The sequence below is a fragment of the Paenibacillus sp. J31R30 genome (assembly GCF_059692115.1).
Genome location: NZ_JCAUAV010000003.1, coordinates 975,636 through 993,675 on the forward strand (window position 1 = coordinate 975,636; position 18,040 = coordinate 993,675).

Annotated in this window: 13 protein-coding genes; all 13 read left to right on the top strand. The window is 48.4% G+C overall.

The features are described from left to right. Positions 1-15: 15 nt before the first annotated feature. The 13 genes from AC58QO_RS16260 to AC58QO_RS16320 all read left to right on the top strand — a co-directional run bounded on the left by AC58QO_RS16260 (position 16) and on the right by AC58QO_RS16320 (position 17,959). Positions 16-1,044, top strand: coding sequence for a Gfo/Idh/MocA family protein (locus AC58QO_RS16260; protein ID WP_497267199.1), 1,029 nt, complete (start codon positions 16-18; stop codon positions 1,042-1,044). Further along, the gene (locus AC58QO_RS16265) at positions 1,041-1,781 is read left to right on the top strand and encodes an amidohydrolase family protein (RefSeq protein ID WP_497267201.1); all 741 of its coding nucleotides are present in this window, start codon (positions 1,041-1,043) and stop codon (positions 1,779-1,781) included. Before AC58QO_RS16260 ends, AC58QO_RS16265 begins: the two co-directional genes overlap by 4 nt. A 27-nt stretch (positions 1,782-1,808) precedes the next feature. After that, a complete protein-coding gene (locus AC58QO_RS16270; RefSeq protein WP_497267203.1) occupies positions 1,809-2,579 on the top strand; it encodes an amidohydrolase family protein in 771 nt (256 codons plus the stop codon). Continuing rightward, positions 2,576-3,697 (top strand): mandelate racemase/muconate lactonizing enzyme family protein, encoded by a 1,122-nt coding sequence (locus AC58QO_RS16275; protein WP_497267205.1) that lies wholly within the window; start codon positions 2,576-2,578, stop codon positions 3,695-3,697. Before AC58QO_RS16270 ends, AC58QO_RS16275 begins: the two co-directional genes overlap by 4 nt. A 26-nt stretch (positions 3,698-3,723) precedes the next feature. Then, on the top strand, positions 3,724-4,827 hold the full coding sequence (locus tag AC58QO_RS16280; protein ID WP_497267207.1) for a DUF4432 family protein: 1,104 nt from the start codon (positions 3,724-3,726) through the stop codon (positions 4,825-4,827). Then, the gene (locus tag AC58QO_RS16285) at positions 4,824-5,657 is read left to right on the top strand and encodes an amidohydrolase family protein (protein WP_497267209.1); all 834 of its coding nucleotides are present in this window, start codon (positions 4,824-4,826) and stop codon (positions 5,655-5,657) included. The genes AC58QO_RS16280 and AC58QO_RS16285 overlap by 4 nt, the downstream gene beginning before the upstream one ends. Positions 5,658-5,684: 27 nt before the next feature. Beyond that, positions 5,685-6,068, top strand: a complete 384-nt coding sequence (locus tag AC58QO_RS16290) for a RidA family protein (protein WP_497267211.1) — start codon at positions 5,685-5,687, stop codon at positions 6,066-6,068. Between the two features lie 30 nt (positions 6,069-6,098). Further along, the gene (locus AC58QO_RS16295; protein WP_497267213.1) at positions 6,099-6,884 is read left to right on the top strand and encodes an AAC(3) family N-acetyltransferase; all 786 of its coding nucleotides are present in this window, start codon (positions 6,099-6,101) and stop codon (positions 6,882-6,884) included. A 46-nt stretch (positions 6,885-6,930) separates the two neighbouring features. Beyond that, on the top strand, positions 6,931-7,707 hold the full coding sequence (locus tag AC58QO_RS16300) for an IclR family transcriptional regulator (protein WP_497267215.1): 777 nt from the start codon (positions 6,931-6,933) through the stop codon (positions 7,705-7,707). Continuing rightward, entirely contained in the window at positions 7,704-9,014 is a 1,311-nt protein-coding gene (locus AC58QO_RS16305) for a neutral/alkaline non-lysosomal ceramidase N-terminal domain-containing protein (protein ID WP_497267217.1), read from the top strand. The genes AC58QO_RS16300 and AC58QO_RS16305 overlap by 4 nt, the downstream gene beginning before the upstream one ends. Further along, complete coding sequence (locus AC58QO_RS16310) at positions 9,011-9,886, top strand: SMP-30/gluconolactonase/LRE family protein (protein WP_497267219.1); 876 nt, start codon at positions 9,011-9,013, stop codon at positions 9,884-9,886. The genes AC58QO_RS16305 and AC58QO_RS16310 overlap by 4 nt, the downstream gene beginning before the upstream one ends. A gap of 40 nt (positions 9,887-9,926) precedes the next feature. Beyond that, entirely contained in the window at positions 9,927-11,429 is a 1,503-nt protein-coding gene (locus AC58QO_RS16315) for a sulfatase-like hydrolase/transferase (RefSeq protein ID WP_497267221.1), read from the top strand. A 173-nt stretch (positions 11,430-11,602) separates the two neighbouring features. Continuing rightward, positions 11,603-17,959, top strand: a complete 6,357-nt coding sequence (locus AC58QO_RS16320) for an Ig-like domain-containing protein (RefSeq protein ID WP_497267223.1) — start codon at positions 11,603-11,605, stop codon at positions 17,957-17,959. Positions 17,960-18,040 lie beyond the last annotated feature (81 nt).

Consider the following 18,040-nt stretch of genomic DNA (forward strand, 5'->3'; position numbering starts at 1 on the left):
GCAGGGGGAATTCAGTTGGGCGGAAACCTTGTAAAACTAGCCGTGATCGGATGCGGAGACATTGTGATGGGGCAGCATCTTCCGACTCTCCTTGAGAACCCGTCTGTTCACGTGATTGCGGTATGTGATAAAGACCCAGTTCGAGCTGCGGCGGCTGGTTCTGCTTTCGGCAGCTCCTATCATACAACCGACTACAAACGAATTTTAGAAGATAAAGAAGTGCAGGCCATTTTGGTATGTACGCCGCCTTGGGCAACACCGAGTATCACAATGGAGGCTCTACATGCTGGCAAAGATGTTCTCTGTGAAAAGCCGATGGCTACTTCGCTCGATGCTGCCGAACAAATGGCGGAAGCAGAACGCTTGAGCGGGCGCCTTCTACAAGTCGGTTTCACCTATCGGCACGGCCCGTTAATGGATGGTTTACGGGGATGGATAGAGAGCGACAGACTTGGGCGTCCGCTGCAAATTCGATTAAGCACATTTGATGAAGTGTGGGATCCTGAGGGGAATCAGGAGCACTACGAACGAATATTAAACACCTTGCGCCACGGACCGCCCTGTATACATGACGGAGCACACGCAGCTGATCACCTTGCTTTCTTGACTGGCTCTACGCCAGTTAGGATTACTGCTCGGGGTCTGACTAGCAGATCGGAGTTTCCTTCACCTAATTACAATTCAGCTCTGATTGAATTCGTTAATGGAGATCAAGCTAAACTGGAAATTGGCTGGTTTTTTCCTGGATTTCCGCTTGGTGAATTTCAGATTCTGGGTCCTAAAGGAATGGCCTATTTAGATCGAGCCAAAGGCGAAGCCGTATTGATCAGTGATCGGTTAACCGAGCGCGTTCAACTATCCGAGAACCGTGTAAGCTCCTGTTTTCGGGCTCAGCTACAGAAATTTCTGACATCCATAACGTTACGCCAAACACCTGTACCTGGCAGCCTGGAAGGCATCTCAAGCCTGCGTCTAACGCTAGCCTTCGCAAAAGCTATGGAAACAGGGGAGTCGGTATGGTTAAGTGAGGAGGGAATAGCGTGATTATTGATGCACATGTGTTAGCTGGTAAAGGACAGTATCATCAGGCAGATCCAGAACAATTGATCGATCAGATGGATCGAAGCGGGATTGACATGGCCATAATCAGCCCGATAGATCGTGAGATGGCCATTCATAACCGAGAAGGCAATGACCGTGTGCTAGCACTTTCCCGTAAGTTTGCAGGGAGGTTTCTTGCCTATGCCACAGCAAATCCATGGTATGAGAGCGGGGCTGTAGCTGAACTTGAGCGAGCTTTGGGAGAAGGTGCGGCGGCGGTCAAGCTTCACCCACCTTTGCAAGGTTTTATGATTCTCGAGAAGCTTGTCTATCCTTTGATCGAAGTGGCAGCACGTCACCGTGCGCCGGTCTATGTGCATACAGGGACTCCGGCAAATGCGCTTCCTTTGCAGCTTACCGAATTGGCTCTGAATTATCCTGAAGTCTCTTTTATTATGGGTAAAAATGGGAAATCCGACTTCTGGATGGATGTGATGCCAGCGCTTGAACGGGCAACAAACATATACGGGGATACCGCCCATGATTTTCCGGAACGGGGGATGGCGCGCATGTATGGAGGAATCGGGTCACACCGAATGATCTTTTCCAGTAATCACCCTGTTGCCCGCATGGTACTTGAAGTCGATAAGGTACGAGGCATGGATGTGCCCGATTCAGATAAGTCAGCCATCTTAGGTGGAAATGTGGAGAGATTACTAGCTGAACGATTTCGCCAATAAGCGACTTCACAGATAGGAGGCATTTGTATGAAAATAGACTTTCACGTACACCAACCCGCTAGACGGGAGGACGGTACCTATCCTTTTTCGGCAGCAGAATATGTTGCATATATGAACGAACTGAGCATCGACATAAGTGTCATATTTACGATTGACGGCTTCTGGCAGAACGCCAAAGCGTGCAATGATTATTTAGCCGAGTGGTGCTCGCCATTTCCAGATCGCCTTGTTCCCTTCTGCACGGTAGACCCTAGGCGACGAGGAGCGGCTGAGGAAGTATATCGCTGTGTAACCGAATTAGGAATGCGTGGCGTGAAACTGCACAACTGGCTGCAGGGGTTCAGTCCTTTAGAATCCTTCATGGCACCCGTATGCGAAATAGCATCAGAGTTGGGTATTCCTATCCTTTTTCACGACGGTACTCCGCCATACGCTTCCTCACTTCAAATCGCTGAATTGGCAATTAGGCATCCAAAGTTAAAGGTGTTGCTTGGACATGCAGGATTGCATGATCTTTGGCCGGAAGCGATAGCAGCAGGAAAACGACACCGTAACGTATATTTATGCATGTGTTCAACCCCTCCTTTTGCCATGGAACAGATTGTGGCTGAAGTTCCTTTGGAGCAGATCGTATTCGGCACAGACGGAGGTTTGTTCCATAAGCCGCAGCAACCGTATGTCGATTACCGGTTCCGAGAATTTGAGTTACTCGATATTCCTGAAGAAACGAAAAGACAGATCCTAGGTTCCAATGCCATTCGACTATTAGGGATGGATGGGAAAGGGGCATCGCAATGAATATGAAGATCACCAGCATCGAAACGATTCCCGTACAGGTTCCCATACATCCGGAGCGTGCGATCCGATCAGGTCGGGGAAGCCACCTAGTTTCACCATTTCTATTGGTTAAAGTTCATACGGATGAAGGGATCACCGGACTGGGTGAAGTGTCCTGCACACCGGGATGGAGCGGAGAGGATAACATTACTGCGGCGCATTTTATCCGCAATTTTTTGGGTCCCTTGCTGATCGGTGAAAATCCGCTGCATATTGAACAGCTAACGCACAAAATGCAGAAACGCATCGCGCATAACGTGTTCACGAAGGCAGCACTCGAAATGGCTTTATGGGACATTTTAGGGAAAACCGCTAATTTGCCGATTTATCAACTTTTAGGGGGACCTGTACGAGATTTCGTTCCTACTAAATTTTCTATAACTGGTGTGGAGCCTGCACAAGCAGCAGAAATCGCTGTATGGGCTGTAGAACAAGGTTTTCGCACCATGAAAGTCAAAGTGGGTACAGGACCCGAGAACGATATCGCTCGAGTGAAAGCAGTTCGAAATGCGATTGGGCCATCCATCCGGTTGGGCGTTGATGCAAATGGCGGTTGGACGCCCCGTGCGGCAGTTACTACGATTAGACGTCTATCCGAAGAAGGCATATATTTTGCTGAACAACCGGTACCTTCGCTGGATATATCTTGGTTAGCCGATGTGCGAAATCAAGTAAACGTGCCGATCATCGCAGACGAAAGTCTGTATTCACTGCAAGATGCCATGGCGTTGGCACGATCTTGCGCTGCAGATGTGTTCTCCCTTTATATTGGAAAAGGCGGAGGCATCGGACCTGCGAGAAAAGCCGCCGCAGTTGCGGAAGCAGCCGGTCTTACCTGCACCGTGGGCAGCAATCTTGAGCTTGGCGTAGCAAGTGCGGCGATGATTCACCTCGCCATGGCTACTCCGGGGATCGGCGCAGAAGAGTATCCTTGTGATATTTTGGGACCTTTTTTCTATGCGGATATGCTCTTAGCAGATCCGTTACCAATCCAAGGTGGAGAGGCGCGACCTCATGAGCGGCCTGGGTTAGGCGTGGAGTTAGACGAGGAGAAGGTGGAGCATTACCGGGTCAAATAATGCCAGAGGGACTAGGAGGCGAAACCGTGTATTTACCAAGGAGCAACGGAGCGCGTATCAGCTGTGATGTCATGTATCAGGGGCATCGAATGGCTGTTCTAGAGAATGAACTTTTATCCGTCACTCTGTTATTAGATCAGGGGGGCAGTATTGTAGAATTTCGTTACAAACCTTTGGATGTAGATGTGATGTACCGGGCTCCGTGGGGAATGCGGACATGGGGGAACTGGGTTCCAACCACATCCAACCCTCGCGGCAACTGGATGGACCACTATCCAGGCGGCTGGCAAGTCATCTTTCCGGCGGGAAGCACCGCTTCCACTTATAAGGGGGCTGAGCAAGGCATGCATGGCGAGGCCAGTCTAATGGCTTGGGCGTATGAAGTAATTATGGATACGCCTGACGAGGTCGCTCTGCTGATGCGTGTAGAGACGCAACGGTTGCCGTTCCGTATGGAGAGAGAGCTGCGACTCAAGCGGGGAAGCAGTGCTCTGCAAATTCGGGAAACGGTCGAAAATGTTAGCCCCGTAGAAGTTCATTGCATGTGGGGTCAACATCCAGCGCTTGGTGAGCCTTTCCTTGGTCCAGAAATGGAGCTGCATTTGCCGCCTTGCCGTATTACTCGTTCGGCAGGCGGAGAAGACTTGCCGGGACGAGTTGTTCCTGGGACTTCCGGCGAATGGCCTTATCTGCCAGGTAGGGACGGACAGCCAGTCGATTTAAGACGAATGCCGCCTCGCGAGCAGTTGGCTGCCGATATGCTTTTCGCTGCTGAGCTAGAAGAAGGTTGGGTAGCGGCATGCAATCCAAAGCTCGGGTTGGGGTTTGGCTTGAGCTGGCCTCTCGAGATTTGGCCGCATCTGTGGATTTGGCAAGAGTTCGGCGGAACAACCGGCGCTCCTTGGTTCGGTCGAGCCTACACGATGGGGATCGAGCCTTTCAGCAGCATTCCTGGGCCGGAATTGCCTGGACTTAGTGGTGCGGTCGCCAATGGCACCGCTTTGGCATTTGCCCCATTCGAGAAGAAATCCATGACATTTAACGCAGTAGCATTTACTTATGAAGGGAATTTGCAGCGGATTACGCCAGATGGGAACGTACAATGGCAGGATGGAGGCAATGAACAATGATCGATTATCACACTCACTTGGGTGAGCCTAAGCATTATAGTCCAGCGTACTTGGCAGAGGGTTTCAAAATGAGAGGTAAGCCGGTACAACGCACGACACCTGATGAACATTATGAAGCGATGAAAGCTGTGGACAAATGCATTGTGCTAGCTTTTCGCAGCCGGCATCTGGGCTTTAATGTCCCTAACGAATATGTAGCGGAATATTGCCAGAGGGATCCGCAGAAGCTGATCGGATTTGCTTGCGTCGACCCCCATGATTACAATGCATTGGATGAATTGAAGGAATGTTATTTCAATCTGGGTATGAAGGGCCTCAAAACTAGCCCCATCTATCAAGCCTACGATCCTATGGATGAGCGTATGCTGCGTATTTATCGGTTCTGTGAGGACAATGGGCTTCCGATTCTCACTCATCAAGGTACTACCTTTCCGCAAAGGGCTCCCATGAAATGGGCTCACCCCGAACAATTGGAAACAGTGGCACTGGCCTACCCTGAGCTGAGGATCATTATCGCTCACCTAGGTCATCCGTGGGAAGCTGAAACCATCAGTGTGATTCGCAAGCATCCCAATGTGTACGCGGATGTATCGGCACTTTATTATCGCCCGTGGCAGCTTTATAATTCCCTGATGCTTTGCAAAGAGTATGGCGTATGGAAAAAGCTTATCTTCGGAACGGATTATCCAATTTGCAACTTTGAGGACTCGGTTAAAGGGCTTCGTAAAATGACGGAATACGCCCAGCAGATGCCTTTTCCAGGCTTTACGACAGAAGATATGGAAGCGCTGCTGAACAACGATATTTTGGCAGAGCTAAATTTAGCTTAAATATGTAGTTTTGTAGGAGGCGGCAAAATGAAAAAGCAAGCCATATTAACCGATGGGGCACCGTTACCCGTTGGGGCTTATTCGCAAGGATTAAGGGTTGGAGACTTTGTGTACGTTTCCGGTCAAGTTGGGCGTCATCCCGTAACCGGAGAGCTTGCAGAGGGCATAAAGGAGCAAACAGCGCGCACATTGGAGAATGTCCTTGCTATTCTTCAGGCAGGTGGAGCGACTTTTGAAGATGTGGTGAAGTCTACCGTTCACCTGAAAGATATGAGTGATTTTGCTCCTTTTAATGAAGTTTATGATAGCTATTTTCCCGATCCCAAACCTGTACGGACGACAGTGGGCAGTTATTTGCCCAAAGCGTTGGTAGAAATTGACGTCGTTGCCTATGCACCGATTCAAAAATAGCTCCGGTAGCAGGAATGGGGAGGTACGCTGATGGAACCACTCACGAAAGAATCACTAGTTGAGTCTTTTAGAAGCTTAGGAATTGCTGTTGGGACTCGTCTTGTCGTCCATAGTGCACTACGTAATGTAGGGCCTGTTGAAGGCGGTGCGGAGACTGTCTTAGATGCGCTATTATCATGTATTGGCACCCAAGGTTTACTGGTCATGCCTACGTTTACCTATCAGATCGATGGATTTAATCCGGATATTTCCCCTAGTAAAACAGGCATTTTATCCGAAATGCTTCGTAAACGTCCCGATGCCGTTCGATCCCTTCATCCAACCCATTCCATTACTGCGGTGGGGGAAGGGGCTGCAGCACTTTGCAAGGAACATTATTTGAAACCGGGTCTCGGCATAGAAAGTCCACTTGATCTTTTGGCCAAAATGGGTGGTGGAATTCTTCTACTGGGTGTGGGTCATACGAGCAATTCAACGGTCCATGTAGGTGAGGCTTATGCTAAAATGCCATATTTGGACATTCCTTTTCGTCCGAGTGATGCAAGACATATCCCTATAATCGGTTCCGTTCAAATGGAGGTGGCGTTACTCGATCCGCCTGGATGCAGCCGAGCCTTTGGCGTCATTGAGGACTTGCTGCGGAAGCGCGGAGTTATTCAAGATGGTCTAATTGGCAAAGCGCTAGTCCAGTGGATACCAGGCGATGAAGTAATATTGGCTACTACAGATCTACTACGGTTGGATGATGCAGCTCTGCTCTGTAGTGATTCTACTTGTTATCGCTGCAGCAAGAGTCGTGAGAGATTATGGCAATAGAACGATGGTATAATCAGCATCAAAGAGATAGAGAAGGTGGGTTCGAATGAATAAACGCGTGTCAAAATCCCAATTAATACCAAACGTCGATCGGGCATTTAAAATTCTGGAGCTTCTAAGTGCCTCTCCTGACGGGCTTCGGTTTGTCGATATCTATGAACGGCTCTCTCTTGCCAAAAGCAGCACTTTTGTTCTCCTAGATAACTTAGAGATGAAAGGGTACGTCGAAAAAATGTCCGAGGGTAAATATCGGGCGACACTGAGACTTTTTCATTTAGGCAGTCAAGTTCTGAAAAATATGGATATCCGCGCAATTGCGCTTCCCTTTATGACCGCTTTACGTGACGATACAGGTTTTCCAGTACACCTGGCTATGGTGGATGGATTGGATGTCGTATATTTGGAAAAAGTCGAGGGCACGAGCTTCATCCGCTTCGACACTTATATAGGCAAGCGCTCCCCGTTACACTTAACGGCAGTAGGCAAGGCTATCGCGGCCTTTCTACCCGAACCGCAAACGGATGAAATCCTTGCAGCTCGAGGTCTCGGAGGAGGAACGGAAAAAGCGGCCGCTACTTTGGCCGAATTCAAGGCGATGCTGCAAACCATACGTGAGAAAGGTTATGCGCTTGAGGACGAGGAAGAAGTACTTGGTGTACGCTGTATGGGCGCACCGATTCGGAATCACGAAGGTAATATAACGGCCTCCATCAGTATCATCGCTCTTACTCATGAGATGCCGGCATCCCGTTTTACCGAGCTCAGCTCCAAGATTATTCATACGGCAGGACTAATTTCATCAGCACTTGGAGGCTCAAGATGATAAAGTTAGGTTTTTCCGAGTGCAATGTTACCCCCCCCGTGGGGATTTGGCTCGGTGGATTTTCTAACCGGACGGAGCCGTCAAAAGGGGTTAGGGACCACCTTCGCGCTCAAGTCATGTGGCTGCAGAGCACAGATAGTGAAGATGAACATGTAGTAGTCGTAGTCGATCAAGTTGGATTAACCCGAAGCTGGACAGATTCGCTGCAGGAACGGATCCAAGATATATGGGGACTTCGTTCTGAACAAGTGTTGGTTCACTGGACTCACACCCACTGTGCACCACTTTATCGGGAGCCGACTCCCGGTTTTGAGCACGCTGTATTTTCAGCAGATTATTTCAAAGCACTTATAGATGCAATCATTGAAGTATGCAGGGCCGCCCGGGACGATTCGGAACCAGTCTCCTTATTCTTCGGCACAGGCAGCAGCGATTTGGCAGTTTCCAGACGTCTCATTGTGGACGGTCAGAATATATTTGCTGCAAATCCATACGGTGTTGTAGACCATGATGTTCCCGTGGTAAAAGTCTGCCGTTCCGATGAGAGCTGCAAGCTCGTCCTGTTTAGCTATGCCTGTCACCCCACTATGACCAATGAGCTTCTCATTTCTGCGGAATTTCCTGGTGTGGCGCGTAGTTTGATTGAGAAACGCATACCGGGTACCCGAGCGATGTTTCTACAAGGCTGTGGAGCTGATGCCGTTGTTGGCGTTCTCAGCAGCGAGAAAGAACGCTATCTTCTCCAAGATCAATGGGAGGATGTAGAGGCTGCTGGACGGAGTTTAGCCTGGAAGGTACTGCTCACATTAGCTCACCAAATGGAGCCTGTAATCGACGATACGCTTGCATGCTTCACTGAAAGTTGTTATCCCACATTCGAATATTTCCCGACGAGAATGGAACTTGAAGAACGCGCAAAAGGCGAACATGTCGGAGATTCCCGCTGGGCAAACTATCTTTTGCAGCGCTTCCCGAGTGAACCAGTCTGGCCATTAAACATCGAAGCACGCGTTCATGGACTTCGACTCGGCGATATATACATCCTAGGCCAACCAGGTGAGGTTGTTGCTGCATATGGCTTGCGGCTAAAGGAGCGTCACCCCCGACTCCGTTTGATCACCTTAGGTTATTGCCACGCTCAGATCGGATATATACCGCGCCGATCTATGTACGATGAGGGGGGCTACGAAGTGGATGCTTGGAGGACCTGGGGCTATCCATCCCGTTGGGATCGTAATGTCGAGCAAATGTTTGAATCCACAGCGGAAACCGTTTTGTCAAAATTGAAAAGGGGTGAGACGCCATGAATTACACGGCTGAACTTGCTGTTGACGCACATTGTTCCTTAGGGGAAGGGCCTGTCTGGGACCTCACCGGGCAACAGGTACTTTGGATTGATTACGACGAAGGAACACTGCACGATTATATTCCTTCCAGCGGTGTTCATCGCGTACGCAAGCTGCCGATGAAGGTTGCTTCGTTTGCTTTAAGAGAGGGCGGAGGCATCCTCATTGCGGGTGACCGAGGTTTGGCTTATTACAATCATCAAGATGAAACCATGGAATTCGTATGCGATCCGGAAAGCCATCTTCCTCAGACCCGGTTCAACGACGGAAAATGTGATCCGAGAGGTCGTTTTTTTGCGGGTACCGCTTCCAAGGGAAATACTAGGGAAGGGGCACTATATGTCTTCTTTTCAGATGGGAGTTACAAGCAATTGGATTCAGGCATTGGTTGCTCCAACGGCATTACCTGGTCCCTTGACGAAAAGACGATGTACTATATCGATTCACTTGCCTACCGCGTGGACGCGTTTGATTTCGACATAGAAACGGGACTCGTCGCCGGTAAACGTACGGTGATCCCTTATCAGGGAACGGAGATTTTACCCGACGGGATGACCTCTGACGAAGAGGGGATGATCTGGGTAGCGGAATGGGGCGGATGGAAAGTGAGCAGGTGGAATCCTGCAACTGGAGAACGATTGGCCGTCGTTGAGTTGCCGGTAAAATATGTAACATCCTGCGTTTTCGGTGGTAAGGATATGGACGAATTGTATATCACGTCCGCCAGTTCGCCTTTATCGGATGATGCTCACGCCGAACAACCATCAGCAGGCGGTTTATTCCGTGCGAAAATCGGCATCAAGGGCCGTCCGACTTATCTCTTCAGAGGGTAGAATTCTTAGCTCATAATTAGTTGGCAAAGGAGCAACGGGAATGAACGAGAAACAGCAAAATATTTTGTTAATTTTGACCGACCAGCAGCGTATCGATACGATGAAATGCTATGGGGGCACGGTATGTCAGACGCCTAATCTCGACCAATTGGCGGAAGAGAGCATCATTTTTGATAATGCTTATGCAAGCTGCCCAATCTGTACGCCAGCCAGAGCGTCTTTGCAAACAGGATATTATCCGTTCAACGTTGGCATGCAGGCCAATACATATGGAGCTCATTGTCTAATTCGCGAGCTGCCTGATGACCCGATGCTGCTCAGCCGTCAGCTTTTGAAGCAAGACTATAGTGCTGGATACACCGGGAAATGGCATCTAGGCCACGGCAAAGAGATCGTCGAAACCGAGGATTTCCGAAGATATGGCAAGAAATCGATTACGTTTCCCGAATTTCAATACAATATTCGCAGCCTGCCCACCGACTTGGGTTACGAAGGCGACGATTTCCCTGGGCACGGAGACGGCGGTTACGAATATCCGGAATATCTACGTTACTTGGAGGAATACAGTCTCCACTTCGAAGCGGTAAACACGTTATCTGGCAATTTTGACGTACATACCGCATCGGAGGTCGTATCTCCAATTGAATCAACAGTGGAGTATTATTTAACCGAGAGGGCTATTCATTACATCGACCGTTTCCGTCGGCGCAAGCGTCCGTTCTTCTTCGCTTTGAATTTTTGGGGGCCTCACGAGCCCTATATGGCCCCGACGAAGCATCTCGATCTGTACCGGGATCAGCAGCTGGAACCATGGCCTAATTTTTATGACACCAACGAGAATAAGCCGTCTATTCATAAAGCCCGAATGGCAAATTCCAAGGATTGGTCGGCTTTTGAGCCTTACGTCAAGCACTATTATGGTTTTATGAGCTCGATTGATGAACAAATAGGGAGACTTCTCGAATATTTAAAACGAAACGATTTATTTGAGAATACGACGATCATCTTCTCAGCTGACCATGGCGAATCGCTTGGCATTCACGGTGGTTTGAGCGATAAAGCGTTCTTCATGTATGAAGAGACTTGCCGCATTCCGCTGCTCGTAAAGCCCGCTGGTTCCAAGCAAGAGTACCGAAGAGAAAATCGGTTCATCGGCACCTGCGATTTGTATTCTACGATTTTGGAGCTGTCTGGGGTACCACGTGAGACGGCAAACTCCCGTGACGGACGTTCATTCGTGCCGCTTTTGGAAGGGGAATCCGTTACCGATTGGCCGGATTGCGTCGTGACGGAATGTTCTGGCCTTGAAAATGTACTGTTCACGCAGCGGATGATTCGGCACGGAAATCTGAAGTACGTTTTCAACTGCGGTGATTTGGATGAACTATACGACCTTAGTCAGGACCCGCATGAAATGTCCAATCTAGTCGCTAATCCAGCGTACGCATCCTCGCTCACGTCCATGAGAGGAAGGTTGGCGGAATGGATGAACGAGCACCAAGACGGGTTGCTAAAGCTTTTCAAAAGAATGAGAGAAGTGTAAGGATGAACGACATAAAGAAGCCTTCGAATACCTCCTGACGGAAGTATCGGGGGCTTTTTAAATTTGTTTATAAAATAACATGCTTCTGCCATTTCATCCATACCTCAAAATGAGAGGGAGATTTATGATTAAGATCTTGCTTCATTTACTATTTTATAAGAGGAGGGATAATCGTGAGAAAAGGTTTCACTCGTAAGGCATTTAGTATTATTATTGCAATTGCCATTGTAATGACGTTGGTCATACCAGTCTCGGCGCATCCTAATATTTCCAACGAAGATGGCAGTACAAAGCATATTCAGCAAGTAGTTATGAACACGTCGAACTCTTCCGCTACATTCGGCAATACGGCGCTTTTGGTTGATGGAAGTGTGTACATGCTGGGGGGAAACGGGAACGGTCAGCTTGGAAACGGTACGACAGGCGGCTCAAGCGCAACAGTCTTTACAAAAGTCATAACCAGTGCAGGCACGCCGCTTACCAACATCACACGCATTTACCAAAATAGCGGCACGATGTACGCCTGGAGTCAGCCCGAAGGCAAACTTTATGGATGGGGGCGCGCTTACGGAGGTAAATTGGGTGTACTCGGTGGCACGAGTGCAACTCCAACAGATGTTTCATATGCAACCGAACTCAAGTTTTATGGCAATAAAACACTAACGGAACTCGGAATTAGCTTTGATGGCTCTAACGAACAGACTTTAGGCGGCATTGCCGGTGGATTAGGAACCAATCCCAGCACGATATTGGCAATAGCGACTGACGGAAAGGCATTTTCATGGGGCTCCAGTGGCACAAGCAGCCTTGCGACATATGACTTTCGACTTGGCCGCGATATCAGTGTTGCTGAAGCTGTTTATTCGATGAACGGGACACTTAGCAGTGTATTGCCGGCTCAAGTTACTTTCAACCCTGAAAATCCAAACGAACGGGCGATTTCGGTTGCCGGTAGTGATGAGCTGCCAGGTGTCAATTATATCCTTTCTGAGACAGGCACCCTGTATGGATTTGGTAAAGGGCTTTCAACCTCGGCTAACACGATATTTGTTAAAGTCGAGCATCCTGACAAAGCTGCAGGCAGAAAATTTGTAAAAATGAGCGTATCTTCCAGTGGGATAGCTATTCTGCTGGACGATCAAGGATATATCTATACGGTATTTAACTCAGGCATCGCCAATAATGTGTATTCGGCTGCCGCGAGTATTGCAACCCGTCCTTCGGCTGTGTACGGCAACGGGATGACTGGCGGTATTAACGGGAATGCCGCTTCAGGGATAACATTCAAAAAAGTTTACGCGATCGGTCCAACAAACAACCATGTCATGTTCGCAATAGCAAACGACGGCACCGTATATGAGTGGGGTTCGTCAACAAATGGCGGGGCTGCCCATGGTGTACGTTTCGGCGATGGGACAGCGGCAAGTAAGGACATCACTACTGCAGTTAAAAATGATTCTTTAAAAGATGTTGAATATATGAGCATGTTCCGGACAACGGGTGCTGCGGTGAAGGGCAATGTCATTTATACTTGGGGGTATAACGCTGCCGTCGATCAGCTAGGAAACGGTTCCGGTATCGGCACCACTGTTACTCAAGGCACACCGAAACCTATTAACGAAGCGGCACTCGTTAATATTACAGCACTCGCAGCTCATAGTAATGACGAAACGCCTCTTGCAGTAAACTATTCGCCTTCGAATAGTTCAACCGGAGTTGCTCTTGATGTTGCTCCGAGCATAACCCTTAATAAGATCCTTTATCTTGCGGGGGGTAGTTCGCTTGCCGATACAGTAAAAGTATACAAGGGCACTAATAATACAGGAACGTTACTTACGCCAAATGCTTATATGGTAACAAATTCCGGTAAAGTACTCACGATTACATTTGCAAACGCGCTTCAAGAAATGTCAGATTATTATATAGAAATTCAAGCGGGTACACTCAAAGATTTCAAAGGGACATCCATTGCAGCACAAGGTACAACCTTCAAAACAGTCGGACAGTTATCGGCTGCAGCACTGCCGGTCCACAATGCAACAGGTGTTTCGATCCAAATAAAGCCTACAATTACATTCACAGGCGCATTAACCAGCATTGGCAGCTTAAATACATCGGTTGAGCTGCATCAGGGTACGTCTGCCGGCACGCTTGTCCAATCAACGGCTTCGTTTGAAAATCAGAACACAATGGTGAGGATTTCGCCGGTATCCGCGCTTTCCTATAACACCGACTATTATTTGGTCCTTAAGGCTAACGCCTTTACAGACCCCAATAATACCATGTATCCAGCCACAGACATGGTCTACAAATTTACAACAAAAGCCCCGCCCGCTTTCACGTCAGCTGTAATCAAGCAGGCCGTGACTTTTAGCGGCTCGGACGCGGATGGAAACGCGACAGCGCTTTTAACAACCGAGGGTAAGGTATACGTCAACGGCAATAACGCTAACGGAATCTACGCAAACGGTTCTATTTCAATGCCGAACGGCGGATTAACTGGCGTATTCAGACCAGCTTATACAAGTACGGGCGTCGAACTCAGCGGTATTGATATGATTTACACCGCTCAGGGCAGCCTGCTCTATGCTTGGGATGAGGATAGCAATAAACTGTATGCTTGGGGCAAAAACGGCTTTGAGCGTTCAGGTATTCTGGGCTCCGCAACATCGGTTCAATGGGCTACCCATTCAAACTTCCACAATACCCCGATTCATTTTGCGGGTGGACGCCGCTCTCTTACCGCAAGTGTCGGCAGCACTTATGTGATTGACAAAGATGGTGCGGTATGGTCGTGGGGGCAGGCTTCGGCCGCCAATGCTGGCAATGAGTCAACTGGGTGGACGAATGACTATCGGCTTGGTCGTGACCTTCCCGGTATATCTGCAGCAGCAGGCGTATTAAGGCCGGTCTGGGAAGCACAATCCTCGAATGGGATCAAATATTTGGATGCCGGTAAGGCGTGGTATTCGACAAAGCCGGAAAAAGTTTTATTCACATCCGACCCGAATGAAAAAGCAATTGAGGTAGCCGGTGCCGGTACGACCTCGAGTTTCATTTTGACAAATTATGGAATTATTTATGCCTTTGGAGGTACAGGTACTAATCAGTTCTCATCCATTTCAACAAATCGTTTTGCTAAGGTAGTTCACCCAGTTTCGGGGCGTAAATTTATCGGGATAAGCGCATCAGTCAACGGCACGGCAATCATGCTTGACGATATAGGTCAGGTCTATGCCTTATTTGCCGGTACCTTCTCAAACAATAAATCCAACCTTGCTCCACAGAAGCCTGCGGCCATTTACAATGCTGCCAATGGCATACCGAACGCGGAAAACCTTATTTTTGATGACATCTTGGCATTTGGCACTGGCACCAATATCACTTATATGGTCAAGACTTCCGATGGCAAAGTCTATGTATGGGGCAGTAACCAAAGCGCCAAGCTTGGTCTCGGGATCGCGGACGTTAGCAACACTTCTGTTGTTCAGTTTGCTACCGAGAACACTGCGCTTAAGGATGTAGAAGGTTTCTTTGGGATCAATGATACAGCCATCGCCTGGAAAGGCGACATTCTTTACACTTGGGGTTCTAATCCTTACAACACCTTGGCCAATGGCACCAACATAGCGGACTTCAGCTTGTCGCCGTTGCCGATTACCAAGCCCTATCTTGTGAGTATACCTAGCTTGCAGGCTATCGCTCCTGACGGCGATCCGCCGACTGCGCCAGATTCTGCTCTTGACGGGACAAACGCAAACTTTGTTTACAAGCCGGCCGTATCACAAGACATCAATAACAACATATTGGTTGAAGACTTTATGGGCTGGGGCGGCCAGTATAACCATCAGCTTTTCTCCGACCTCAACAGGACGGTTTACGACGCCACTGATCCCAATCTTAAAAATCTCGAAGATAAACTCATCAATCTGAATCCGAAGTATACCCGCATTTTCTATGACCCGGACCCGCAAAGGGCAGTTCCTTATATCAATAACGCGGCAGGCGGCAATTCCGGATATACGGCGCTCTACGGCGATCTGAATTTCGAGTCGCTGGAAAAAACGCTGCAGCTTGCTATGGACACCCACTCAGCCGTAAATCTCACCTATTGGCATCCGGCTACTGAGTTGAACGGTCAGGTTGTGGCTAGCAGTGATACCAGTTGGGATATCAGCACGGGTATGGCGCGCTGGGCCAAACATCTGAAGACATTTATTGTAGATAAAGGGTTTACCAACATTAAAGCCCTTACGATTTACAATGAGCCGAACGACGGCATCCCCATGGATAAGTATGTGCAAGTTTACAAAGCGCTTGACACCGCTCTTAAGAACGAGGGCATAAGAGATCGCTTGAAGATTGTAGGCGGTGACCTGCTGACTGGAAACCAGGCGGCTTGGTTCAAGCTTATGGGTGAAAATCTTAACGACGTGGTTGACGAATATTCGATCCACAGATATTGGTTCGATGGCTCGACGAGATACAATATGCTGCTCACCGTGCAGGCGATTATTAACTCTCTGCCCGAAGACCAGCGTAAGCCGGTCCAAATTACCGAGTTTGGTCCAAACAAAGGCTATATGAACGCTAGCTACAGCGGAAGCACGGCCAATCTTCTCAAATACGCTTACGAAACTTCAGGTTTTAACATTATGTCGGCTGCGCTAGGCTTTGACGGCACAAGCAAGTGGGACATCTACCATGCCAAGTATGATGGGGATATCCAGGATCACAGCATGATTATGGACGCAAGGAATGGGTACGCGCTTCGTCCCGAGTATTGGGCGTTCTTGCTTCAATCCATGACGTCGGAAACGGGCTGGAACAACGTAAAAGTCCGCTCAGGCAATGGCGACGGCGGTTCCAGCAACAAGATTGTTGCGGCGCTTGAGAGCCCAGACCGTTCTGAGCAAAGTTTCTTCCTTCTCAATCAGTCTACAACTGCGGCAACGGATATAAGCGTGGAAGGACTTGATACTTCCAAATCCTACTACGTGTATATGTGGAATGAAAACGGTGACGGTAAGATAACTGAGAAGGGAGTACTTGGTTCGTCCGGCACAGCATCTGTGCAATCTTCAAATGCTTACGGAGGTGTATACAAAATTTCGGGGATCAAAGGGAATTCGTTTGCTGTGTTGACTACAAGACAGCTAGACCCGACAAGATGGGCTGATGATTGGCAATATGACGATACTCCCGATGTGTTTATAACCCCATCTAACAACAAGACAGGCGTATCGGTTCAATCAGACATCGAAATCGGCTTTAATGTCGAGTATCTAAACAGGGCCGGGATTGGCGACATCAACAAGCTCGACCCGACAAGCACACCACAGGTTTTGGAAGGACCTAATTTCGCGGGTATCGTGAAGGTTTACAAAGGAACAAACAATAACGGTACGGCGCTTGTTGAGGGTACTGAATTTGTGGTCAAGTTCAAAACAGGCGTAAACTATACCTATAAGGATAAGAAGCTGGTTGTCAGTTTCCCGAATGGACTTGAACCGAATACCGACTACTATGTTGAGGTTCAGCCAAACGTGTTAAGGCATGTCAGACCCGACCCGACATCCATCCCGTACTCGTTTATTAACACTGTGCCGGTCGGTTCGACCTTTAAAACGGATTCGTTGACGACCGTTGTAGACACAACGCCGCCAGTACTTTCCCTGCCTGGAGGTATTACAGCTGTGGCTACCGATCCTACAGGTGCGGCAGTATCATTTACACCAACTGCCACCGACATGATAGATGGTTCTATCGCTGTAACCTGCAACCTGAGCTCCGGTTCTACCTTCCCATTGGGAATCACAACGGTAAACTGTTCAGCTCAAGACAATGCTGGTAACGCAGCAACAGGCAGTTTTACAATCACGGTAAACGGGACTCTCATTAGTAGTAAGGATAGCTATTTACGACAAGGATCTCCGAATACCAACGAAGGCGGCAATCCAAATCTGAGAATTCAAGCTAGCGGTAATAACCGCGTGCTGATTGGATTTGATGGCATAGATCAAATTAGTACGGTCGGTTTGAAAAGTGCCACCCTCGTTCTTACGATTATGGACAATTCAGATAACTGGGGAAGAAACGACATTCGCAGTGTAGAAGCACATCGTCTCCTAGTGAATTGGACGGAGGGGAATGGTTCAAATGATGAAGTTAAGCAATCGGTTCGCGGGACCGATAATGGCGTTACATGGAACAGTCCAAGTGATACAGACATAAGCAATCAAAATGATGATGGAAACAAATGGGATATGCTTAATCCAGGAAAAGTGAGCAAGCAAGGCGGAAAATATGCGGATCCTACAGCAGCGGGGTTTAGTCATTATAACGGTCTAAGTGGTAAAGTCACTTGGAATGTTATTGAAGATGTAAGGGTTGGAGCTGGCTTTGGCTGGATTATTAAAAAGACAGAAGAAGGTGCAAGTGGAAAAGTAATTTACTATTCCAGAGAATATGCTATTGACCATAACGATATGGATTTAGCTCCGCGATTAATACTGGAATATGGTCCTTGATTCGGTGTAAATGATTACTTAACATGCTATTGGCAGCGTTCAACACAGTATTCAAATGCAAAAACAACCACGTCATGGCTG

Bases quoted from the DNA above. Each gene is read 5' to 3' on its own strand.
- AC58QO_RS16270 (WP_497267203.1), top strand. From the start codon at position 1,809: ATGAAAATAGACTTTCACGTACACCAACCCGCTAGACGGGAGGACGGT.
- AC58QO_RS16275 (WP_497267205.1), top strand. From the start codon at position 2,576: ATGAATATGAAGATCACCAGCATCGAAACGATTCCCGTACAGGTTCCC.
- AC58QO_RS16285 (WP_497267209.1), top strand. From the start codon at position 4,824: ATGATCGATTATCACACTCACTTGGGTGAGCCTAAGCATTATAGTCCA.
- AC58QO_RS16290 (WP_497267211.1), top strand. From the start codon at position 5,685: ATGAAAAAGCAAGCCATATTAACCGATGGGGCACCGTTACCCGTTGGG.
- AC58QO_RS16295 (WP_497267213.1), top strand. From the start codon at position 6,099: ATGGAACCACTCACGAAAGAATCACTAGTTGAGTCTTTTAGAAGCTTA.
- AC58QO_RS16300 (WP_497267215.1), top strand. From the start codon at position 6,931: ATGAATAAACGCGTGTCAAAATCCCAATTAATACCAAACGTCGATCGG.
- AC58QO_RS16305 (WP_497267217.1), top strand. From the start codon at position 7,704: ATGATAAAGTTAGGTTTTTCCGAGTGCAATGTTACCCCCCCCGTGGGG.
- AC58QO_RS16310 (WP_497267219.1), top strand. From the start codon at position 9,011: ATGAATTACACGGCTGAACTTGCTGTTGACGCACATTGTTCCTTAGGG.
- AC58QO_RS16315 (WP_497267221.1), top strand. From the start codon at position 9,927: ATGAACGAGAAACAGCAAAATATTTTGTTAATTTTGACCGACCAGCAG.